Annotated in this window: 20 protein-coding genes; 8 read left to right on the top strand and 12 right to left on the bottom strand. The window is 44.9% G+C overall.

Annotated elements, in window-relative coordinates; genetic code table 11:
• Nucleotides 1-82: 82 nt before the first annotated feature.
• The 3 genes from ABMY42_RS18695 to ABMY42_RS18685 form a co-directional block, all read right to left on the bottom strand.
• Nucleotides 83-436 (bottom strand): SMR family transporter, encoded by a 354-nt coding sequence (locus ABMY42_RS18695; protein ID WP_009701012.1) that lies wholly within the window; start codon nucleotides 434-436, stop codon nucleotides 83-85.
• Nucleotides 437-568: 132 nt separating this feature from the next.
• Nucleotides 569-1,249, bottom strand: coding sequence for a hypothetical protein (locus ABMY42_RS18690; protein WP_281187660.1), 681 nt, complete (start codon nucleotides 1,247-1,249; stop codon nucleotides 569-571).
• 306 nt (nucleotides 1,250-1,555) lie between these two features.
• The gene (locus tag ABMY42_RS18685) at nucleotides 1,556-1,957 is read right to left on the bottom strand and encodes a hypothetical protein (RefSeq protein ID WP_009698050.1); all 402 of its coding nucleotides are present in this window, start codon (nucleotides 1,955-1,957) and stop codon (nucleotides 1,556-1,558) included.
• Between the two features lie 577 nt (nucleotides 1,958-2,534).
• On the opposite strand from ABMY42_RS18685, the gene metA reads away from it, so the two are divergent.
• The 4 genes from metA (at nucleotide 2,535) to ABMY42_RS18665 (ending at nucleotide 6,627) form a co-directional block, all read left to right on the top strand.
• Nucleotides 2,535-3,476, top strand: a complete 942-nt coding sequence (metA, locus tag ABMY42_RS18680) for a homoserine O-succinyltransferase (RefSeq protein WP_005451864.1) — start codon at nucleotides 2,535-2,537, stop codon at nucleotides 3,474-3,476.
• Between the two features lie 148 nt (nucleotides 3,477-3,624).
• A complete protein-coding gene (pilW, locus tag ABMY42_RS18675; protein ID WP_009698053.1) occupies nucleotides 3,625-4,353 on the top strand; it encodes a type IV pilus biogenesis/stability protein PilW in 729 nt (242 codons plus the stop codon).
• Between the two features lie 305 nt (nucleotides 4,354-4,658).
• Nucleotides 4,659-6,236, top strand: coding sequence for a S41 family peptidase (locus ABMY42_RS18670; protein WP_349266622.1), 1,578 nt, complete (start codon nucleotides 4,659-4,661; stop codon nucleotides 6,234-6,236).
• Nucleotides 6,220-6,627, top strand: coding sequence for a hypothetical protein (locus ABMY42_RS18665; RefSeq protein ID WP_009698055.1), 408 nt, complete (start codon nucleotides 6,220-6,222; stop codon nucleotides 6,625-6,627). The genes ABMY42_RS18670 and ABMY42_RS18665 overlap by 17 nt, the downstream gene beginning before the upstream one ends.
• Nucleotides 6,628-6,717: 90 nt before the next feature.
• On the opposite strand, the gene ABMY42_RS18660 is transcribed toward ABMY42_RS18665, so the two are convergent.
• The 3 genes from ABMY42_RS18660 to hrpA form a co-directional block, all read right to left on the bottom strand.
• Nucleotides 6,718-7,233 (bottom strand): outer membrane beta-barrel protein, encoded by a 516-nt coding sequence (locus tag ABMY42_RS18660; protein ID WP_349266621.1) that lies wholly within the window; start codon nucleotides 7,231-7,233, stop codon nucleotides 6,718-6,720.
• Between the two features lie 211 nt (nucleotides 7,234-7,444).
• Nucleotides 7,445-7,924, bottom strand: a complete 480-nt coding sequence (locus tag ABMY42_RS18655; protein WP_005451857.1) for an outer membrane beta-barrel protein — start codon at nucleotides 7,922-7,924, stop codon at nucleotides 7,445-7,447.
• A 213-nt stretch (nucleotides 7,925-8,137) separates the two neighbouring features.
• On the bottom strand, nucleotides 8,138-12,154 hold the full coding sequence (gene hrpA, locus ABMY42_RS18650; protein WP_349266620.1) for an ATP-dependent RNA helicase HrpA: 4,017 nt from the start codon (nucleotides 12,152-12,154) through the stop codon (nucleotides 8,138-8,140).
• Between the two features lie 196 nt (nucleotides 12,155-12,350).
• On the opposite strand from hrpA, the gene ABMY42_RS18645 reads away from it, so the two are divergent.
• A complete protein-coding gene (locus tag ABMY42_RS18645; RefSeq protein WP_038872312.1) occupies nucleotides 12,351-12,935 on the top strand; it encodes an FMN-dependent NADH-azoreductase in 585 nt (194 codons plus the stop codon).
• A 55-nt stretch (nucleotides 12,936-12,990) separates the two neighbouring features.
• On the opposite strand, the gene ABMY42_RS18640 is transcribed toward ABMY42_RS18645, so the two are convergent.
• The 6 genes from ABMY42_RS18640 to ABMY42_RS18615 all read right to left on the bottom strand — a co-directional run bounded on the left by ABMY42_RS18640 (nucleotide 12,991) and on the right by ABMY42_RS18615 (nucleotide 19,980).
• Complete coding sequence (locus ABMY42_RS18640; protein ID WP_038889418.1) at nucleotides 12,991-13,488, bottom strand: 4Fe-4S binding protein; 498 nt, start codon at nucleotides 13,486-13,488, stop codon at nucleotides 12,991-12,993.
• Entirely contained in the window at nucleotides 13,475-14,086 is a 612-nt protein-coding gene (locus ABMY42_RS18635) for a molecular chaperone TorD family protein (protein ID WP_349266619.1), read from the bottom strand. The genes ABMY42_RS18640 and ABMY42_RS18635 overlap by 14 nt, the downstream gene beginning before the upstream one ends.
• 130 nt (nucleotides 14,087-14,216) lie before the next feature.
• Entirely contained in the window at nucleotides 14,217-15,068 is an 852-nt protein-coding gene (locus tag ABMY42_RS18630) for a DmsC/YnfH family molybdoenzyme membrane anchor subunit (RefSeq protein WP_009703242.1), read from the bottom strand.
• Nucleotides 15,068-15,697, bottom strand: coding sequence for a DMSO/selenate family reductase complex B subunit (locus tag ABMY42_RS18625; protein WP_005433785.1), 630 nt, complete (start codon nucleotides 15,695-15,697; stop codon nucleotides 15,068-15,070). Before ABMY42_RS18625 ends, ABMY42_RS18630 begins: the two co-directional genes overlap by 1 nt.
• Nucleotides 15,697-18,144, bottom strand: coding sequence for a DmsA/YnfE/YnfF family dimethyl sulfoxide reductase (locus ABMY42_RS18620; protein ID WP_349266618.1), 2,448 nt, complete (start codon nucleotides 18,142-18,144; stop codon nucleotides 15,697-15,699). The genes ABMY42_RS18625 and ABMY42_RS18620 overlap by 1 nt, the downstream gene beginning before the upstream one ends.
• Before the next feature lie 522 nt (nucleotides 18,145-18,666).
• On the bottom strand, nucleotides 18,667-19,980 hold the full coding sequence (locus ABMY42_RS18615; RefSeq protein WP_005451842.1) for a MipA/OmpV family protein: 1,314 nt from the start codon (nucleotides 19,978-19,980) through the stop codon (nucleotides 18,667-18,669).
• A 290-nt stretch (nucleotides 19,981-20,270) separates the two neighbouring features.
• Between ABMY42_RS18615 and ABMY42_RS18610 the strand changes: the two genes are divergently transcribed.
• The 3 genes from ABMY42_RS18610 to ABMY42_RS18600 all read left to right on the top strand — a co-directional run bounded on the left by ABMY42_RS18610 (nucleotide 20,271) and on the right by ABMY42_RS18600 (nucleotide 23,168).
• Complete coding sequence (locus ABMY42_RS18610; RefSeq protein WP_005451841.1) at nucleotides 20,271-20,621, top strand: hypothetical protein; 351 nt, start codon at nucleotides 20,271-20,273, stop codon at nucleotides 20,619-20,621.
• Nucleotides 20,622-20,643: 22 nt separating this feature from the next.
• A complete protein-coding gene (locus ABMY42_RS18605; protein ID WP_349266617.1) occupies nucleotides 20,644-22,584 on the top strand; it encodes an alkaline phosphatase D family protein in 1,941 nt (646 codons plus the stop codon).
• A gap of 143 nt (nucleotides 22,585-22,727) precedes the next feature.
• Complete coding sequence (locus ABMY42_RS18600; RefSeq protein ID WP_005451837.1) at nucleotides 22,728-23,168, top strand: TerB family tellurite resistance protein; 441 nt, start codon at nucleotides 22,728-22,730, stop codon at nucleotides 23,166-23,168.
• Nucleotides 23,169-23,309: the final 141 nt, after the last annotated feature.

Here is a 23,309-nt window from a genome sequence, read left to right as displayed (position 1 = left end):
TTCTTTAGATAGCAAAAAAGTGTTTCTTCAGATAACAAAAAGCCGCGAATGATTCGCGGCTTTTTATTGATAAACTTTTGGATTAGTGACCGACCGTCTTAGACAGCAAGTTCACAATCATTACGCCAGTAAGAATGAAACCAATACCGACGATAGCTGCAAGATCGAGCTTTTGTCCGTATAGGAAGTAGCCAACCGCAGCAACAAGAACAATCCCTGCCCCACTCCAAATTGCGTACACAAGACCAACAGGCATACTTTTCACAGTGACAGACAATAGAAAGAAAGCGATGCCATAACCGATAATAACCACGGTACTTGGCATCAACTTGGTAAATTGTTCAGTTTTAGGGATAGAAGAAGTTGCAATCACCTCACACACGATAGCAATAGACAACGCAACCAATGGAGGCATAGAAACAAGCATTTTGAACATAAGGCAATCAACGCTCAATTAACCTGAACTCGATGACATATCGAATCTCTGAGCGGCGCATTATAATCAAAATCCGTCAGCGCGCTATAAAAAGTGATGCAACTCACATTTACGCAGGTGTAATAATCACACTCAAAAGTCAGAATCTTCCAAATTGATGACGCAACCAGGTGTATCTTTCCGTGCTGTGATCAAAGCGTCTGGGTCTGCATAAACGATATTATTCAGTCCAAGCTTTTGCATATCATCAATATGGTACATCCACGCCGCATCGTCGATATCACACCCTGCTTTGTGTAATTTCTCGCGTTTATTCATATGACCAAACATGGTGATCTTAGGGTTAACATCAACCAAGGCAAAAAACGCGTCCTCATGTTGACGCCATAAGCTGAGCGACTGTTGCCATTGCTCAAGCTCTTTCTGATCAAAGCCATCGACATCCCATTCATCTTGCATGGCACCGCCAAACCAAAGTACATCAGAGCCTTTCATCACTAAGGTGCTCGGTGCTGCGGTTAATACATAATTCGCACAGGCAGACGCACATGTACCATTGACGATCAAATGGACTTGGTTGGTATAAACCCAGCGTCCAAGTTCCATAGCAGGACGATATTCACCAGAGTCACTGTCAATCATCATGGCAACCACACCATTTGGTTGAACATTTGCTAACTCAATTGCCTCTGCTACTTTCTCTGCTGTAATCTCACCGTTAAAGTAAAGAGTTCGTCCTTCCATATAAATCTCATTAGACAAACTGCATCCCGCTAATCCCGCGAGTGTGAGTGCGCTAAGCCACCTTTGCATATCCCTCTCCATGATCTTTGTTCCAAAACTGAAAGCCAACTTCAGATTAGTATTGGACAAGATGAATATAAGCGAGGGAGAAACTGGCACATTTTTGACCAACGTCAAAATATGCACACAGACACGCATGAAAAACTAAAAATACGCTAGCTAAAAAAGGAGATTACGGACTTTTGACGGTACCTTCTAACGAACTTGAGTGAGCGTAACACTCGGAACTTTGTGCCCGCTCATCGAAATACCGCTATTAGCTCTGCTCTGAATGGTGTGGAAAGCCTGCAAGGAAATGAATTTGAAATGATCGCACTAATAACCGCCATCAACACTATCGACGACATTGGCTTCATTACCAACATTGGCTTGACCGCCACTTAAGTGATGTTGTTGAGCAAGCTCAAAGTAAATATGCATATCGATAGGTTCTGGTGTATTCAACAACATTTTACCGACTTCGCGTTGGAAGTGCCCATAATTACCGAGCTCTTGCGTTAAGCCCAACTGCTCGTAACTCGCGAGACTAGTAAACATCCCATACGCATATTGATAGCGCGTCATATCTCGATGTTTCTCATGACCTAGCTCTAATAGCGCCTTATCAACTTCATCTGGTGAGTAGCTGTTCTTATCGCCAAACTCTCTAAGTAAAACATTAGGAACTTGATGTGCGATGCTCTGAATGGTCTCTTTTCTCTTAAAAATACCGAACATGATATCCTCCGCTGACGATGATTATCCAAACTGTGTACATAAGCACGAGTTGGTGAACCCTTTCGTGTTTTTAGTATTAGGGTTCAAAAATTATACTAACTCGATCTCATAATTGCCTTCAAACTCTACGCTCTGTGTTTCACAAAAATGTATTCAGAAATCTTGCAGCAATCACAGTTGGTAGTTTGTGTTTTCTTATCGACATGACCTGACAGCACTAAGCTAAATTTCATCGGCAGTCATGGAACATAGCGTGTCTTATTATTCGCCATTAGATGTATCAAGATGAGTTATCGATTTCTTGTCGTCGCTCAGATGTATACCCAAGTAATCTCTAAATGCTAGGTTTCGCGAGAATGACTTGGTTTGTAGATGCGGCGGCGATTTAAAGGTCTAGTGGGTCTAAATCAAGAATCGGCAACGAGTCACTTGGGTTTACAACGCAAGCTTCTGCTGAGATTGAGCCATATGAAAAGAAATCCCGTTCAAAGTCACATTTCATGTCGACATCCGCAAGCAATTACGTTAGCTTTAGAAGTATAGACGTCTAAAAAGTTAAGCTTAGGGAGAGAAAGCCGTGCCAATTAGAATTCCAGATCAATTACCCGCTAGTGATGTATTAAGGACAGAAAACATCTTTGTGATGAGCGAGAGTCGAGCGGCGAGTCAGGAAATCCGTCCATTGCGAGTGCTTATTCTCAATTTGATGCCAAAAAAGATTGAGACCGAAACGCAGTTTCTTCGCCTACTTTCCAATAGCCCTTTGCAAGTTAATGTTGAGCTACTTCGAATCGACAATCGTCCAAGCAAGAATACACCGACTGAACACCTTGATACCTTCTACCGCCAGTTTGAGATGGTAAAAGGTAAAAACTTCGATGGTCTTATCATCACGGGAGCGCCGCTAGGCTTGGTTCAGTTCGAGGACGTCATCTATTGGGACCACTTGAAAACCATTATGGAGTGGGCAAAAGACCACGTCACTTCGACTCTTTACGTGTGTTGGGCAGCGCAAGCTGGTTTGAAGCTTCTCTACAACTTGCCAAAGAAAACACGTAAAGAAAAACTGTCCGGTGTATATCACCATAACATTCACCACCAGTACCATCCTCTTTTACGAGGCTTCGATGATACATTTTTAGCGCCGCACTCTCGCTATGCAGATTTTTCACCGGAGTTTTTAGAAGAGCACACTGATCTTGATATTCTCGCGACATCTGATGTTGCTGGCGTTTATCTGGCAACAACCAAAGACAAACGTAATGTCTTTGTGACCGGTCATCCTGAATACGATTCCCATACTCTTCATAACGAGTACATTCGCGATCTGGGTGAAGGCATGGAACCTGCAATTCCAATCAATTACTACCCAAATAACAATCCAGATAATCCGCCATGCGCGAGTTGGCGTAGTCATGGTCACTTACTATTCTCTAACTGGCTTAACTACTGCGTTTACCAACAAACGCCTTATGATCTGGACCACTTCAGTGAAGATGCATTTACGAAAGACGATTAAGTCGCTGAATTAGAATGTGAACTAAGCCGCCAACTGGCGGCTTTTTTGTATCAGTTTGCTAACCTGATCGCATAGTAATTTTTCCTCATTAGGCTTTTGCACTGTAATTCATATCATGCTCTGTGGAACAGGGACGCAGGAAAAATAAATGAAAATCGTAAAGCTTGGTGCAGCAGTTCTCGTCATACAGATGGGATTGATGGGATGTGTGACCGTAAATGAAGACGGTAAAAGCCCTGTCGTTAAAGCGGATCCTGTTGCTATGGCTGAATCACGTATCGCTTTAGGTCTAGGTTACCTTGAAAGCGGAAGTATGATTCGTGCTCACGATAACCTTCAACAAGCCTTAACCCATGCACCTAGCTATTACCGTGCACAACTCTCTATGGCGCATTATTACGAAACTGTCGGAGAAGATGTCAAAGCGGAACAAATGTACAAACGCTCATTACGCCAAAACGCGAAGAACGGAAACGTACTCAATAACTACGGCACATTCCTTTGTAAACAAGGGGAGTACAAACAAGCTGACAAAATGTTTAATCGTGCAATTGAGCAGCCTTATTACTACCTTATCCCTGCAAGTTATGAGAACGCCGGTTTTTGTGCGCTTAAGTCAGACGATGTAGAAAAGGCGAAATACTATTTCACTCGCGCAATCGATCATGACCCTCACCGTCCTAAGTCTATTCTTCAACTGGCTAAACTTGAAATCGATAGTGGCAACTACACCGATGCGCGAATTCGCTTAATGCGCTTTAACCAAATGTACGGTGTTAAAAAGCCTTCCCTTCGCCTCATGGTAGAACTCGAACGTGCAGCAGGAAACGAAGCGTTAGAAAAGAAATATCAGTACCAATTGGACAGAATGTCTTGATGGGTAGTGAACTCTATACTTCGCCCTGAGTCATTCATCCACCCGCCTCTCAGAATAACGATCTCCCTTTCATTCAGCAGCTTCTGTATCACACAGAAGCTCGTTGATTTTCCAACATAAACGAGTGTGATCGTCCCCACATTGCGATGATTCCCATTTGCGGTATGCAACCAGTTATTTATACATTCAAGCCTCAGTAAAAGGAATTTATATACAAGGTCAATGTTTATATCCAAGCGACCTCAAGATCCTTGGCTCAACGCGAATGACTTATGTATACAATTAACACAGATGTAAGGGAAACCATGTTTAAGTATAAAAACACAGCAGTATTGGCAGCTCTCCCTATTTTACTGTTACAGGGTTGTGGCGGTGGTGGAGACGGCACGACAACTGCCAGCAGCGCGGCTTGGACAGCAGGCGATTTTTCTCAATCAGCAAGTAGCTATGCCAATCAATGTAATAACGTAAGGACGGGGATTGATCCATACACAGGCAAAGCGTACCCGGACCAAGCTGGCTCAAGCATGTACGAAAAAATGTTCTTACGCGCTTTCAGCCACGAGACCTATCTATGGTATGACGAAATTCCAGATAATAATCCAAGCAACTATGCGTCTGTTTCCGATTACTTTAAGTCGCTAGTAACGCCAGCAAGAACCGCAACGGGTCAAAAGAAAGACCGTTTTCACTACATTCGTTCTTATGATGCTTTCATGAAATCTCAACAATCTGGTTTAGTGTCTGGGTTTGGCTTTAATTGGAAGTTTATTCAAGGGACAGAGCCACGAGATATTCAAATTGCCTACACCGAAGACAACTCTCCTGCCGCTCTTAAAGGTGTCGAGCGCGGCGACAAACTGATTAAGATTGATCACGTCGACGTGGTTAATTCACCACTTCAAACCGACGTTGATTACATCAACAACACCCTATTCTCTCCAAATAACAATCAAGACTACACCTTTACGTTTCTTGATAAGAACGGTGCTGTGAAAGTTGTCACCATCAAAGCGCAAGATGTAGCAACGTCTCCGGTTAAAAACGTTAAAGTATTCAACTACGGAGATAAGACGGTTGGCTATATGCAGTTCAACGCATTCGAAGCAACAGCTCAACAACCATTAATAAATGCGTTTAATCGCCTGTCTTCGTCGAATGTCGACGAAGTCGTGATGGATTTACGTTACAACGGCGGCGGTTTGATTTGGCAGTCGGCACAAGTCGGTTACATGCTATCGGGGGCGAATCAGAATCAAGTCTTTGGGCAATTGGTTTACAACGACAAAATCACAAAGTCAGGTCAAGGCGGTAAAGTTTACAATTTCGTTGATAAAGAAATTAACTGGGCGACAGGCAGATTAACAAGCAAATCTTTGCCGACATTAAGCGCCAAACGTGTTTATGTCCTAACCACCGACAACACAGCGTCTTCCAGTGAGCTTCTGATCAACGCACTTCGTGGTATCGATGTCGACGTAATTCAAATCGGAACAACGACCACTGGTAAACCTTACGGGTTTTCTCCTGAAGCAAACTGTGGCAGCGTTTACTACACTATTCAGTTTAAATCGATCAACGCAAAAGGCTTTGGTGATTTTGCAGATGGCTTCATCCCTACGGCAAAAAATCTTGTATCGTCTAATATTGGTATAGATGACAAAGTGGAAGGCTGTGTTGTGGCAGATGACATGAATGCACCGTTAGGCGATATCTCTGAAGGTATGCTTTCTGCCGCTCTCAACTATATGGCGACAGGTAACTGCCCTGCTGCGCCTTCAGTGGCTCCTGCTCCTAGAGCAATGCCAATGCTAGGTGGTACTCCACTTAATCAAGGGATTGATCCACTTCGACAAGAGGCTATTCATGTCAACATTAACTAAAACAATGACCTTGCTTACCGGAGCGGGTATGAGTGTGATGCTATTGGGTTGCTCATCATCAAGTAACAACGATGATATGGTGAACGCATTGAGCATCAAGACTTCTGGTGACACAGTATCGGAGATTCAGCGCGCAATAACTACGATTCAAGGCAATCAAGTTCCACCCAAGATCGCGTCAAATACGTTTGAAACCAACTCTCATCTTTTGATCGTATCTGGACAATTAATGGATGAGCAAGGTGTGTCATTGAACGGAGCTGAAACCGAGTTGCCTGATCAATATACGTTGCAACTACGAGGTGAAGATTGCGGAGTGTATTACGAGAAGAGCGATAAGTTTATTCCTCTGACCAACATACAGTGTCGACCAAATCCGATTCAGGACTAAGTAAAAAGCACGCCGTTACTCATGTACGTAACAGCGTGCTTTTTTCGTTCTAAGCCTTCAAATACGTTGAAGCACTTCCCACTGTTTCGCTTATAAGAAATGGAAAGTCACGTTACCCGTGATACTACTTACGGTGTCACTGTCACCATTGATATCAACACCAAAAGCTTGATAGCTCGCCCCAACAGAGATGTTATCTAACAAGAAGTACTCTGCGCCGACACCATACATGTAAGACACACCGTCGTCTTTGTCTAGGTTGCTTAAGTTGCCATTGTATTCAACGTTAAAGGCGTTGATACCGCCTTTCGCGTAAACGTGCAGAGGACCAAAGTCGATACTTGGCTTTGCGGCTAAGTAGAAAGAAGAGAAATCTACATCACCTCGGTTACCAGCAAGATTTAAATCCACTTGGCCATGGTTGAAATAGCCCACTTCAATACCAATCAGCGGCAAGATCCCCGTACCAACATGAATGCCATAAGTGGTGTCGTTTTCGCTATCGATGTCTGATTGACCAATTTGACCACCAGCATAAAGCCAAGAGTCAGCAAGTGCAGATGTTGAGCATAGCGCCAAAGCCAATAACGAGAGTTTTGTTTTCATAGTTATACCTTTCCTGTTCGATTCCTGAACGGAACATCACGCGAACTGCATCGCGTTCCTTATGTATCTAGGTAAATACTATATTCAAAAAGTGGCAGGTTTTAAGAACAAGAAACGAATAATTTTTGTTCAATGTCTATTTGTGTGATTTACAGACAAAAAAACACCGGCATATTGCCGGTGTTTATCAAACCTTCGAAAGACTCGTCGATTATAGGAAGTGCAGTGTCGCGTTTAGAGAGAACGTACCGATGTCGTCTTTGCCCGCTGTGTAGTTCATGTAGCTTGCACCAACAGACATAGGACCGAAAATGAAGTATTCCGCACCTACACCGTACATTAGATCTAGATCATCGTCATCTTTGCCGCCAGATACTTTCTTATCCCACTGGTGAATACCGCCTTTCGCGTAAACGTGCAGAGGACCGAAGTCGATGCTTGGTTTAAGCGCTGCATAGTATGAAGTCAGCTTAGTTTCTTGACCTGCAATCTTGAATTCACCGTGCTGAGTAATACCCGCTTCGATACCGATAATTGGCAGGATACCTGTACCTACGTGCACAGAGTAAGACGTGTCTGTTTCACCTTTGAAGTCAGACTGACCTACAGAAGCACCACCATAAATCCATGAATCTGCCATTGCTGCAGAAGAAGCACTTAGTAGTGCTACTGCCAATAGAGTTTTCTTCATCATCAACCTTTACTCTTTATTATTACCCACTTCTGCGTCACGCAGAGGTTGGTACTGCAAACATAAAGGAGGCGAACCATTGCCTCCCTTATGACTTAAAAACACTTGTGGGAAAATATCTGCAATTACTGTACCAATCGCGTCTGTCACTGGACAACCCATTGATTAGTCAGTAAACCCCACAAGAAAAACTGCCGCTATTGTACTGATCGATCAGCAAGCATCAATCGCATTTTTGACTCGTTTATCAGAAACCGGATACGGCGTGCCCAATTGTTGAGCAAAGAAGCTCACTCGAAGCTCTTCGATCATCCAACGGATCTCTTTCACGTTCTCTGGAATCACCATACCTTTCGGAATTTTGTTGAGCAGCTCTTTGTAGTCGCTCGTAACGGATTCCACTTTCAGCATGTGCAAACGGTCTTTGTTTGGATCGATCGGCAGCTTCTCCATACGACGCTCAATCGCACGCATGTAACGCAGAATATCTGGCAGGCGTTTCCAGCCACACTCTGTCGCGAAGCCTTTGAAGATCAATCCTTCGATTTGTGCTTTGATGTCCGATAATGCGAACGCCATGGTGAAATCGATCTTGCCTTTCAACTTCTTATTGATATTGAAAGCGGTCGTCAGGATGGTTTCCACTTGCTGTGCAATGTCCACCACCGTATCACCAAGCTCAGCACGAACGTGTTCTTTCAGTGCGTCAAACTTCTCTGGCTCCCAAACCAAACCGCCCTGCTCTTCGATAAGCTTATCGACACCACACGCGATACAGTCATCAATCAGATCCAATACTTTACCGTAAGGGTTAAAGTACAGACCCAGCTTCGACTTATTCGGTAAGTTAGAGTGCAGGTATTTAATTGGCGACGGCACGTTCAACAAGATCAGACGACGCTGACCCGCTTGCATTGCCGTGACCTGTTCGTATTCGGTCTCGTACAGTTTGATTTCAACACTGTCTTTGGCATCCACAATCGCTGGGTACGCCTTAACGTCGTAACCACCGCGTTTTTGTTGGTATACCTTAGGTAGTTCGCCAAAGCTCCACGTATGCAGACCTTCTTGCTCGATGTCGTCATCCGCTACTTTTGAAAGGGTTTCTTGAACTTTGTCTTTCAAGCTCTCTTTCAATTCGTGAAGGTCTTTATTTTCCTTCAGCTTGCGATTTCTATGGTCAACCGCGCGGAAAGTCACCTTCAAGTGCTCCGGAATTTGATCCATATTCCAATCTTCGCGCAGAACTTCCACACCCGTCATTCGGCGCAACTCTTTCTCTAATGAGTCAAGCAGTGGCGCTTCCATTGGTGTTGCACGCGCTAAGAAAGCATCGGCGTAGTTTGGCGCAGGAACAAAGTTCTTACGCACTGTCTTCGGCAGCGATTTAATCAAGCTCACTACAAGCTCATGGCGCAGACCTGGGATCTGCCAGTCAAAACCTGCAGGCTCGACTTGGTTCAAGATCGGTAGCGGCAAGTGTACCGTCACACCGTCACTATCATCGCCCGGCTCAAACTGGTAGCTTAGCTTAAGTTTCAGGTTGTTTTGATGCCAGAAGTTCGGGTAATCCAAGTCGGTAACGTGGCTTGCATCGCCCTTGAACAGCATCTCTTTCTCGAAGTTCAGCAGCTCTTTGTTGTCTCTCGATGCTTTCTTCCACCACGTATCGAAGTGTTTACCAGAGACTACTTCAGTGCCAACGCGTTGGTCGTAGAAATCAAACAGTTCATCGTCATCCACCAAGATGTCACGACGACGAGATTTGTGTTCAAGTTCTTCCACTTCTTGAAGAAGCTTACGGTTTTGCTTGAAGAACGCGTGTTTGGTTTCCCACTCACCTTCCACCAGCGCACTACGAATGAAAAGCTCACGACTGACGGTTGGATCGATACTGCCGTAGTTCACCAAACGCTTCGGTACAATTGGCACGCCGTAAAGCATCACTTTCTCGTGTGCCATGACTGCTGCACGTTTCTTCGACCAATGCGGCTCGCTGTAACTGCGCTTAATCAAGTGCTTCGCTAATGGTTCAATCCACTCAGGCTGAATCTTAGCAATGATGCGACCCCAAAGTTTTGAGGTTTCCACCAACTCAGCAGACATGATCCACTTAGGCTGTTTCTTGAATAGACCTGATGCAGGGAAGATATGGAAACGAGCGTTACGCGCGCCTTGGTATTCATTCTTCTCTTGGTCTTTCATACCGATGTGTGACAACAAACCGACCAAGATTGAGCTGTGTACGCCATGGTAAGACGCAGGCTCATCGTTCAGTTTGAATTCCATTTCACGCATCGATTGGTGAATTTGGAAGTACACATCTTGCCACTCACGCACGCGCAAGTAGTTCAAGTAATCTTGTTTACATTGCTTGCGGAACTGGTTGCCCGTTAGCGCTTTTTGCTGCTTCTGGATGTAATCCCACAGGTTCACAAACGTCAGAAAATCTGAGTCTTCATGGAAGAAACGTTTGTGCTTGTCATCTGATGATTGCTGCTTGTCACTTGGACGCTCGCGCGGATCTTGAATCGACAATGCCGCCGCAATGATCATCACTTCTTTCAATGCGCCTTGCTTTGGTGATTCCAATACCATACGTGCTAGACGTGGGTCGATAGGAAGACGCGCAAGTTGACGACCAATGCTGGTTAGGCGTTTCTTCGATTCTTTCGCATCAGAATTGATTGCCCCTAACTCTTCTAGAAGGCGAACACCGTCTTGAATGTTACGTTTGTCAGGCGCTTCTACAAATGGGAAAGCTTGAATATCACCCAGACCAAGTGCGGTCATCTGCAAGATAACCGACGCTAGGTTGGTGCGCAGGATCTCAGGATCGGTAAACTCCGGACGTGACTCAAAATCTTCCTCTGAGTACAGACGGATACAGATACCCTCTTCCACACGACCACAACGACCTTTACGCTGGTTCGCACTCGCCTGAGAAACTGGCTCGATTGGAAGACGCTGAACCTTAGTACGGTAACTGTATCGGCTGATACGTGCCGTACCTGGGTCAATAACGTACTTGATGCCCGGAACCGTCAACGAGGTTTCTGCTACGTTGGTTGCCAGTACAATGCGACGACCAGCATGAGGTTGGAAAATCTTGTTCTGCTCACCCGCCGACAAACGCGCGTAAAGCGGCACAATTTCCGTGCTCTTCAGGTTACGTTTAGACAGTGCATCAGCGGTATCACGGATTTCACGCTCACCGTTCATGAAGATCAGGATGTCACCTAAGCCCTCATCGCACAGTTCGTCTACCGCTTCGAAGATACCTTCAAGTTGGTCACGATCATTATCGTCATCACCACTTAGTGGGCGGTAACGCGTTTCTACTGGGTAAGTACGACCTGACACTTCAATGATTGGGGCATTGTTGAAGTGTTTTGAAAAACGCTCAGGGTCGATGGTTGCCGACGTGATGATCACTTTCAGATCAGGACGACGTGGCAGCAACTCTTTCAAGTAACCCAAGATGAAATCGATGTTAAGGCTGCGCTCGTGCGCTTCATCGATAATGATGGTGTCATATTGATTCAAGAAACGGTCATGCTGAATTTCAGCCAGCAAGATACCGTCCGTCATCAATTTGATTTGGGTATTTTCAGAAATCTGATCGTTGAATCGAACCTTGTAACCAACAAACTCACCAAGCTTGGTTTCCATCTCTTCAGCAATACGGTTCGCAACCGAACGCGCCGCAAGACGACGAGGCTGAGTATGACCAATCAGACCGAATTTACCACGACCAAGCTCAGCACAGATTTTTGGTAGCTGAGTGGTTTTACCTGAACCGGTCTCACCTGCAACGATAACCACTTGGTTTTCTTCGATCGCTTTCGCAATGTCGTCGCGTTTTTGGCTGACTGGCAGGATTTCAGGGTATTCAATCGTTGGTTTGTAGCTACTACGTTGCTCCACAATCATCATGGATTTGGCGATGTCTAATGCGATTTCATCAAACACAGCGTTACGTGCTGCGTCTTTTTTGATTTTGCTTGCACCAGAGATTCGTTTACTCAAGCGGAAGCGGTCACGCATCATGCACTGGTTAAGTGCCTTGCGCAGTGACGCCGCGTTATTTACTTGAGCCTGAGGCGCAGCATTCTGAGAAGCTTGTGCTTGAGATGCATTAGCCTGCTTCGCTTTGGCATTTTGCGCACCATTTGACGGTGTCGCTTGCTCTTCAGCGGGATTCTTTTTTGGGGGCTGTGACGAAGTCAAAGCGTTTCCTATTCTTTTCATTACATAAAACTGCGCGGATTGTAGCACATATGGGCTAGAACAAGATAACGGAAAGCAGCATCCGGCAATCATTCAATTTTTTCGAACAACTTAAGCGAATCCATCGGGTTTTGAGTCGCTGAGCATTGCCTATAATGCATCACATAGCCGAAAGCACTTATTAAAGGAAATCCATATGTCTCGTGTACTAGCTCTTAAATCAAGCATCCTTGGCGATTACTCTCAATCAAACAAACTGGTTGAAGACTTCATCAAAAATGTAGACCAAGATAAGCTAACTGTTCGTGACTTAGCTGCAAATCCACTGCCAGTTTTAGACTTTTCAGTTGCAACAGCACTTCGCGCAACAGAAGATCTTTCACAAGAACAACAAGTGGTGGTTGACCTATCTGATACCTTAATTGAAGAAATCAAAGCAGCAGATACTTTGGTTATCGCAGCACCAATGTACAACTTTACGATTCCAACTCAGCTTAAAAACTGGATTGATTTGATTGCTCGTGCAGGCGTGACATTCAAATACACAGAAAATGGCGTTCAAGGTTTGATTGAAGGTAAGAAAGCAATCGTAGTCACCACCCGTGGCGGTCTTCATAAAGACTCACCAACCGACAGCATGACACCGTACCTACGCACAGTATTGGGCTTTGTTGGTATCACGGATGTGGAGTTTGTTTACGCAGAAGCGCTAAACATGGGCGAAGACGCAGCAGCGAAAGGCATTTCAGACGCGCAAAGCCAATTGGCAACCTTGGCGTAAGATTGAATAGAATTGAATACAAACAAAAAGGGATTGGTTTGCGCCAATCCCTTTTTTATCGTTTTAAGTCAAAGCTGATCATGCTGTTGTAGCAGCTTTGCGCGCATTGTCCGCAACCTTTGCACTTGGCGGCGTCAATTTTAGGTTTGGCGTCGTCTTGCCATTGCAAAGCACCATATGAGCAACTGTCCTCGCAACTGCCGCAATAACCGTATAAGTTTTCGCAGCTGTTCGAGATAGTGGCTATCAAGCCTGTAGACTCTGTTTGGTTAGAAAGCGCCAATGTAGGGCACGCCGACTTACACGCACCGCATAGATCACATGCCGAGTAGCTGATGTCTAACGCAGCAACGCCATCAACCATTTCTATGATTTGGCTAGGACATGCAGAAGCACACTTTCCGCATCCATCACAAAGCCGAGTGAACATCGACTCTTCCACCGCATACGGCGGTCTCGCTTTTACACGAGGCTCTTGAGCTTGCTCTACTGGCGCACGACGAAACGAAAACAGACGTCGCTTACTTAGATCAACCGATTCAGACTGGCGCATCCGAGTAATCTCTCTTTGCTGGCACAACGACTTGGTATTGCTCACTCAGGGATTGAAGTAATTCTTCAGTAAGATTCGACAGTTTTGAGTAAGGCGCAAGAGTCACCGCTTTTTTGAAGCGCTTGTTGAAAAAGCCAAACCATGTCATCAAGTGCTCGCGCAACATTTCAGCCGCCAGTTTTTGTTGATCAGTTTCAATCAACATGCCTAACACCATCAGCATCAATCCGATCTGGTCTTCTGGTTCACGTTGTTCAGATTCCAAAGCAAAACCACAACGCTGCAAGAAGTAACGATATTCAATGGTTGATTCACCAAACAACACGGCTTCTTTATCCAGATAAGCCGAACCCCAAGGTGGCGCTGGCATCTCACCAATACCGGCAAACATGCGATCGTGCTCCATTTGCAGTGCCTCTTCGCTCTCGTTTTGAAAGCTGCGTAGCATGTCATTAAGCGCTTCAATTGATGTATCAGTATTGCTTAGCAACGTATCGAGATTCGCCGCTGGGTAATCTTTTGGTTGGTAGTAAAACAGTGCACCAAACAGCTTAAGAACGATGCTGGTATCTTGTGGTTCAAGTTGAGAAATTTGCATGAAGTACCTTTGATGACTGGTGTTTTTATTCTTCGATTAAGTAAAACGGAAAAGAGGTGGGACGAACACTCGCCCCACTCTGCTAATTGTTATCAGTACAAATAATGGTTATCAGCACAAATAACGGCTATCAGTACAAACCAGATGTAAAGTGCATGCCGTAGAACACGTTACGACCTAGAATCTCTGCAACGAACAATGCAACGAATGCCACGATAACCAGCAAGTTCTTCTGACGACCTTCTGCGGTAAACAACTCAGCGAATACCCAAAGAGCAGCAGCAACCACAAGCAACAAAACATGACCAGCAACATAGCCAGATAGCATGGTGATTTGATCCAAGCCACTGTGAATCGCCGTTGAGATACCTGCAAAGTAAATGGTCTGCATTACTGAGAACGCTAGGTTCAGCGCAATCAAGCTCACACCAGCCCACATTAGGCGACGATTGGTTTTCTCAGCCGTCACGTCCAATACGTTGATCAGCGTGTAACCAAACATCAGACCCGAAGTCACGACCGTGAACCAAAACGCAACCGTGGTCATTGGTGAGTACCATGCTGGTACCGTTTCGATTTGGTAAACATTCGCCATCGCGAACATGAAAATCACGCCAACCGCGATAGACAACCAGTTCACGATTTTACGCACGCCTTCGCTACCGATTTTTAGAATCGTTAGCAACCAGTACAAACCCGCTAGAGACAGAAAGCTTGCACCCGTTAAGATCTCGTTAGATAGCGCCGCACTACCAACACGGTTTAATGCATTGAAGGCACGAAGTGGGCTACCCAAGTGAGTGGTTGAGAACAAGAAACCCAATCCCATTACAACCAAAATTGCGAAACGAGCGATGTTCATACGAGGTTCTGTCACACGTGGTGGCTTACCGAATTTCTCGAACGCATTAACCGTTAGGTGCGCGCCAACCGCTGTTTGAGCAAGAACCGTAAAGGCAACTAATGGTGCTTCGTATAACATTATTTCACCTCTCTTGGATTCTGTAGGAAACCAGTGCGGTCATTGGTTGGACGACCATTTGGATTTAGCTTCACGATCAGGTTCGGGCTCGTAATGCGAGAATCTGGCAATGGTGCCACATCCGCGTTTGAACCGTATTTCGCGCGTAGCTCATCAATTGGACCAAACTCAATCGCACGCAATGGACAGCTATCAACACACACTGGCATTAGACCTTCTGCAACACGTTCGTAACAGCCATCACACTTAGTCATGTGACCTTTTTCTTCGCTGTATTGAGGTGCGCCGTATGGGCATGCCATGTGACAAGATTTACAGCCGATACACACGCTTTCATCGACAACAACAAAGCCATCTTCTTCACGCTTGTGCATTGCACCTGATGGACAAACCTTGGTACACGCTGGGTTAGTACAATGGTTACAAGAGATCGATAGGTAGTACGCAAACACGTTTTGACGGAACGCGCCGTTTTCTTCCGTCCAGTTGCCGCCTACGTATTCGTAAACACGACGGAAGTTGCGGTCGATACCCAGATCTTTGTTGTCTTTACAAGAGAGCTGACATGTTTTGCAGCCAGTACATTTGCTTGAATCAATGTAAAAGCCATACTGCTTCGCTGTGCTCATTATTTAGCCCCCATTTTCTTAATTAGCGTCACTTCAACGAGGTTGGTATGGCTCGGGTTCGATTTTGCCAACGGGCTTGGACGTTGTGTTGTCAGCACGTTGATTGAACCCGCTTGGTCAACACCTTTTGCGTTTGGTGCGTACCATGCGCCCTCACCTAAGCCAACCACATGCGGCATGATGCGTGGGGTTACTTTTACACGAACGTTCATTTCACCGAACTTGCTGCGCACGCTAACCAAGTCACCGTTATCGATGTTGCGTGACGCTGCATCAATCGGGTTAATCCAAAGTTCCTGTGGTGCCGCTGCTTTTAGGATGTCCACGTTACCGTACGTAGAGTGCGCACGAGCTTTGTAGTGGAAACCCGTTAGCTGGAGTGGGAACTCTTTACGATCTGGTGAATCCCAGCCGTTGAACGTCGATACGTATTCAGGCAATGGCTTGATGGATTCATCTTCGTCCAGTTCCCATTCTTCGTTGATCTTCGCGAGGGTCTCTGAGTAGATCTCAATCTTACCTGACGGTGAAGGCAACGGATTTGCTTCTGGGTCACGACGGAAGTCTTCAAACGCCACATGTGGACGATCGAACTGTTTCTTGTAGATACCCTGCTTTCTCATCTCATCGTAAGACGGCAGGTTTGGATCGTTGTTTTGTTTAACGGTCTGAGCGTACATCCACTTAAGCCACTCTTCTTGAGTGCGACCTTCAGTAAATTCATCAAACACGCCCATGCGCTTCGCCACACCAGACATGATGTCGTAGATAGGTTTGCATTCGAAACGAGGTTGAATCGCTTGGCTTGCAAAGATGAAGTAAGGCATTGAAGCTGCCGCACCATCCATACAGAAATCCGATTGCTCTGACGTTGTACAGTCTGGCAGTACGATATCAGCATACTTCGCAGAAGACGTCATGTGGTTGTCGATCACGACAATCATTTCACACGCTTTTTCATCTTGAAGAATGTCGTGTGTGCGGTTGATGTCTGAGTGTTGGTTAATCAGACAGTTACCTGCATAGTTCCAGATGAACTTGATGTTATTTTGTAGCTGTTGAACGCCTTTAATGCCGTCAGTAAGATCGGTCATCTCAGTACCACGGAAAATCGCGTCTGTCCAAAGGAACATTGGGATAGAAGCGCTGATCGGGTTTGGCACTTTCGGGAAGCGTTGGAATGGGTAAGAATGGTTACCCTCACGAGCACCAGTACCACCACCTTGTAGACCAACCTGACCACGAAGCAGAGACAGCATCATGATCGCTTTACACGCTTGCTCACCATTTGCTGAGCGTTGTAGACCCCAGCCTTGGGTGATGTAAATGCGTTTTGCATCGCCGATTTCACGCGCAAGTTTCAAAATCACATCAGCAGGAATACCTGTGATTGGCTGTGCCCACTCTGGTGTTTTCTCGATACCATCTGGACCTGTGCCCATGATGTAATCTTTGTAGCTGCCGTTTTCTGGCGCTGACGCTGGCAGTGTTTTGCGGTCGTAACCCACACAGTAACGGTCAAGGAAGTCTTGGTCGACTTTATCTTCGCTGATCAATACATGTGCGATAGCCGCGATCAGTGCAGCGTCAGTGCCATGCTTGATTGGTACCCATTGGTCTTCACGACCCGCGGCAGTGTCGGTGTAACGAGGGTCGATACAGATCGTACGTGTGTGACTGATGTTTTTTGCGTCCACGTAGTTATGAACCTGACCACCGCCCGACATACGAGTTTCTGCAGGGTTGTTACCAAACATCAGACAAAGATCTGCGTTTTGTACGTCGTCAATCGAGTTGTTGTCTACCCAAGTGCCGTAGAAATACTCAGACATACATTCAATGTTCGCTGCTGAGTAGTCACCATAGTGGTTCAGGTAGCCACCACAGAGGTTCATCATACGTGCAACCAATGTCGCGCTTGGATCCCAACTCTTAGTTACCGTACCACCCAAGGTACCCGTACCGTAGTTTAGGTAAACCGCGTCATTACCGTAGTCTTTAATGATACGTTTTAGATTGTCACCAATGAGGTCAAAGGCTTCGTCCCAAGTGATACGTTTGAACTTACCTTCACCACGTTTACCAACGCGAAGAAGTGGGTATTTCAAACGGTCTGGCGAGTAAACACGGCGACGCATAGAGCGACCACGCAAACAAGCACGAACTTGATGGTTGTGGTTATACACATCATCACCCGTGTTATCGGTTTCTACCCATTTGATTTCACCGTCGACCACGTGCATACGAAGCGGACAACGCGAACCACAGTTAACGGTACATGCCGACCAGACAATTTTTTCATTTGGTTTCGCTGGCGTTTCTTTGGCAACTGCTTTAGTTGCAAACGGGAGAGAAAGTGCGTTTCCTGCTAGCGCTAAAGCGCCAAGTGCAGAACCACCCTTTAAAGCATCACGCCGAGTAATATTAAACTTACCATTTTGACTCATGGTTTTTTCCTAAATTACGTTTTTGAATTTGGTAGTGGTGCTTAATTAATGGCTATAAGTGGAGAAAGAACACTCATTAGAAATAAATGACATAGAGATTGTATTTTCAAAATAGGCATTCATTGAAAATATCTAATTTCATTTTGATTAATACACAAAGCAAATCAAAATAACATTTCTACAAAACCATTAATTAAGCCAGAACGCATAAGCCTTGAGCAACTAAGGCATGACGAGCTACCACTATCGATATCCTTGTAGATTTAATGGTTAATAAGTTTGACCCCCATCAATTTATAAAAACGATTAAACGTAATCTTATATTTCATTTCGAGCTTTTTTATTAATGGAATATTAATAGGTCAGAAGGATGTCAATTCGATTAAATATAGAAATGATTTTTGAATTAAATAAATAAAAAATACAAATATAGAAGAATGGGAATAAGAATAATTACCAATTAATAAAATTAAAAAAGCCTCATGTCAATATGAGGCTTTTGGTATTTATTTTGAGCTGAGATTAAAAATCGTACTGGAAGTAGATCGTATTGTAGTTACTCCCGCCTTTAATGCGACCAAACTGGGAAGCGTTCTCGAAAATCGCACTGCGATGATGCAATGAGTAACCCACCCACATGTTTTCCCAATCTTTTTGGTTGAACAGGTCGCCAACGTTCACATCAACTGAAAAATCTAAATAGTTAAGTAAGTTACTTGGCGTATAACCCTTCTCTTCCATTTCTGTTGCTTCTATGTAAGTAATATTATCGATGTAAGACATACCTTCTGCCACACCAAATCGCCACTTCGTCGGCCAATTGAAGGTGTAGTAAGCCTTAATCGCCACAACATATTCGGTACTGGAGGATTGCACATCAGAAGACCAGTGATGAACAAGACCCGGCGTTAGGTAAATATCCAAAGGTAAGCCAAACAACTCATCCGTCAATGGGTGCCCGTAGAAGAAAGAGGTCATTTGGTTATTGTACTCATCTTTCTCGGCATTAAGTTTGAAGATGTCACCCATATTAGAAGGCGTAGCCCAACCGTGTGCGACTCTTAGATATGGGCGATTTCGTAAATCAGACTTACGTTCTTTGCCTTTATCGTTGAAGAAACCAAAGCCAACAAAGACTTCACCTTGGTAACGGTCTTCTACGATTTGGCTATGGTATGCTTCACTGTCTAGGCGAGTAACGCTAGTTTCCCCCAAGAGATACAAGTTAGAAATCACGTGGTAACGTGCTTTGATACCTAAGTTAGCATCAATACCCGCACCAATTTTCTCTCCCGTCGCATCTTTGAATGAGTAGTACGAGCTGTTGAAGTCGGCGTCTTTATAACGAATTGTAAAAGAGGGCTCTAATTCCCAATCGCCAAACTCATAGTTAGCAGCGATTCGGTAGTTAGAATGAAACTGGAATTCGTCATCCGCCATCACTTCAAATTCAGCACGCCAGTTTTCGTCAAAGTTGTAACGAATCTGACCACCAAAATCGACGCGATCCCCTTCGAAGGCATTTTGAATGGACTTCGGGATATCTACAAAGCGCAGGCGCATAATCGCACTTGCACGCCAATCGGAGTCACTCTCATCATACAAGAACACCCCACCTTCAATACCGTCAATGTAGAGATGCTCGTTTTCAAAGAACATCATCGGCACAAACGTGCTCACTGTTGAGTCGTCATTGGCAGTATAAAATGGAATTGAAGCAGTACGGTACATCGCTGCAATCCCCCACTCTTGCTCTGCGTTTTTTGACTCCGCTAAAGCAGCACCACTAAGCAATAAACCAGAACATGCCAGCGATACTGTTAATACGTGTTTCATAGTTCCTCTATGTCACTGTTATTTGAGAAGGTCTCGAATGAGAAAGAGTATATCTGACTTTACCCGCCTATCTGTGAAAATTTTGCTTTATACACCAAAGAGCAAGCCCTACCAGTTAACACTGGCAATAAGTTAACCTCCTACACACTGCACTTTTGGCTAAGTTGATTACTCTGCACACAATCAAACGGGAAACGGTCAAATTTCTCTCTTCTCTCGTCAATGAGATTTAGATTTTTGCCAGATTCACCGATACAATAGAAAACCAATGATCAAAGCCGCAGTTAATCGTGAAAGCATCTGAACTCATCTCCATTATCAACAACTTGCCGGAAGGTAGCGACCCCGATATCGTGATGGGTGAAGAATGGCTACCAGAACGCTTGGAAAACACCACTCTCGATGGTGATATGCTGTTTTTACACTTCGATAATGCACCGGAAGATGGTCAGGGTGAAGAAGAAGGTCGCGGCTTCGTTGAGCACGAAATTGACTTGATTCGAACTCGCCTACAACAAATTCTCGATGAAGACAGCGACAATGCTTCAAAAGCCGACGCAATGTTAGGTTTATTTCTGATGGGACATGAACTTAGCAGCTCACAAGTTATCGAAATACTCGAAGAAGACTCAGAACACTGATCCAGAATAGTAAGGTACCACTTTGCCAACATCGCTCAATACCAACGCATTTTCATCCCTTCCTCTGGTTGTTGCCGGTCCAATTTTAAGAAAAGTTACCGCGACGGAAGTGAATATTTGGTTGGTGACCACGCAACCTCTCGAAGGCTTGGTTGAAATCAGCGATGCGAACACTGGTGAACAATACTATTCCAAGCCCGTATCAGCAGAACATCTATTGCAAGTAGGCAAACGTGCTTGGGTTTGCATGCTGACGTTACAAGGCGAATTTCCTACCCATAAAGCATTGCGTTATCAACTCCATACTCAATCCGGTTTATTGACCGAATTGATGCCCCACTTGGTCTACGGTGAAGACACAGATTCAGCGCAAGGTGTCGAGTTCCTAATCAGTGAAAAAGCCGATTATGTCCTGCATGGCTCATGTCGTAACCCACATCATTTTAGTAAAGACACTTTGGTCCAAGCTGACGCAAAAGTTGCTAGCCAACCGATAGAAGACCGCCCTGATATGCTCATCATGAGCGGCGACCAAATCTATGCCGATCATGTCGCAGGTCCGATGCTTGATGCTATTGAACAATTGGTCAAATTATTAGGCTTGCCTGAAGAAGAGTTCGACCAAGCGCCAATTAAAAACACGCAAGAGCTTTATCAAAGCCCAGATTGTTTTTATGGCAGGGATAACATTCTTCCCCACTATGTTGACGATGGAAGCATACTCACCAAGCTCTTCCCGCATCGTGGCACACCCATTTTTAGCTCGCGCGAATGTGAAAACCACCTCATCAGCTTTGCCGAGCTTTTTGCGATGTACCTACTCGTTTGGTCTCCAGTACCTTGGACATTAGTCAATCGTGAACGTTTATTGGATAGAAAATTCACGACCGGCGGAAAAGCTTTAGAGCCGAAATGGCAACAACATTGGCGCGATGAGAAGGTTCACATCGATGCATTTGTCGCAGGGTTAGATAAAGTTCAGCGTTTGCTAGCTCACGTACCGACCTACATGATTTTTGATGACCATGACGTCACCGACGATTGGAACCTAACGGTTGGCTGGGAAAAAGCAGCGACTGAAAATCTCTTCTCGCGCCGAATCATCGGCAACAGTCTGATCGCTTATTGGTTGTGCCAAGGTTGGGGTAACGCGCCAGAAAGATTTAACGCCCCTTTTATGGAGCACGCTCGTCGTTACTTTGAAGAACTGACTTCAGAGTACCAAGATGACTTCATCCAATACCTATATCGATTCGAAGATTGGCATTACACCATCCACACGTCACCGAAAGTAGTTGTTTTGGATACACGTACTCGCCGCTGGCGTTCAGAATCACGCATGAATAAACCATCGGGTTTGATGGATTGGGAAGCCTTGATTGAGTTCCAACAAGAGCTGATGCATCAAGACAAAGTGATCATCGTCTCTGCCGCACCCATGTTTGGTGTGAAGTTTATTGAAACATTGCAACGCATCATGACCAGTTTTGGTCAGCCGTTGCTGATTGACGCAGAAAACTGGATGGCGCATCCAGGCAGTGCGAATACCTTGATCAGTATTTTCACTCACACCAAAACCCCGACTAACTTTGTCATTCTGTCTGGTGATGTGCACTACTCTTTCGCTTATGACATCAAGTTGCGTTTCCGTCGCAATAGTCCAAATATCTATCAAATCACGTGTAGTGGGATTAAGAACCAGTTCCCAGCGCAACTGCTGACAGCGTGTGATGCCATGGACCGTTTGCTTTATAGCCCCCGTTCACCGCTAAACTTCTTCACCAAACGTAAGCGTTTGAAGATTTTTAAGCGTGCGCCAAGTAACCACAATTTTTACCGATTAGTGAACCAAAGTGCAATTGGCGAGCTGAGATTGGATGAGGACGGAAAGCCATGCAATATCAGTATTTTAACTGGTGAAGGTGATTCAATACATTTCCCGCCTACAAAGGTTGAGGAATAAATCCGCTTTTTGGCGGTCAAATACTGTATTGAGCAAAAATGTCATCTCAATCGTATGAGATCTTGATCAAATTCAATCAAGACCTTGAGATTTGCTCAAACCATTACCATCTTAAATAAATAGATAACAGCTTGGTGCTCAACATGTTTAATTCGCTTACTTCATTATTTAAACAACTTATAGAAGGCTCGGACCTTAGCCAATCCAACACACTGTCACCCAATATGGCGATAGCATGTTTGCTTTGTGAAGTAGCTGGTGCGGACCATCAAATCGATGAAAGAGAGCAAGCAACCAAACGCTCTTTGATCATGAAATTGCTTTCCCTAACAGAAGAAGAGACCGACACCCTACTGAATCAGGCTCAAAACAGATCGAGTGAGTCGACTTCCCTTTATGACTTTACGTCCCAACTGCGTGAGCTTTCACAAGAAACCCGCTATGAACTGATCAAGAGTATGTGGGAAGTGGCGTACGCTGACGGTGAAATTGACCCATTGGAAGATGCCGTAATTCGCAAAACAGCGGAGCTGCTCTATGTAGACCACAGCGATTTTATTCGAGCGAAATTGCAATCTCAGTGAAGCCCAGTCTCCATAAACAGTAAGAACCAATAAAAAACGCGCTACATGAGCGCGTTTTTTGTGTCTCTAGTCTGGATTAGGCCGAATCAAACATCGTCATCTCCGCAAGAGACTAGCCAACATTGTTGTTATTTAAAACTA

Origin of the sequence: Vibrio sp. SSH13-20, assembly GCF_040104475.1 — a bacterium.
Lineage (GTDB): Bacteria > Pseudomonadota > Gammaproteobacteria > Enterobacterales > Vibrionaceae > Vibrio > Vibrio harveyi.
This window is presented reverse-complemented; position numbering and strand designations above follow the sequence as displayed.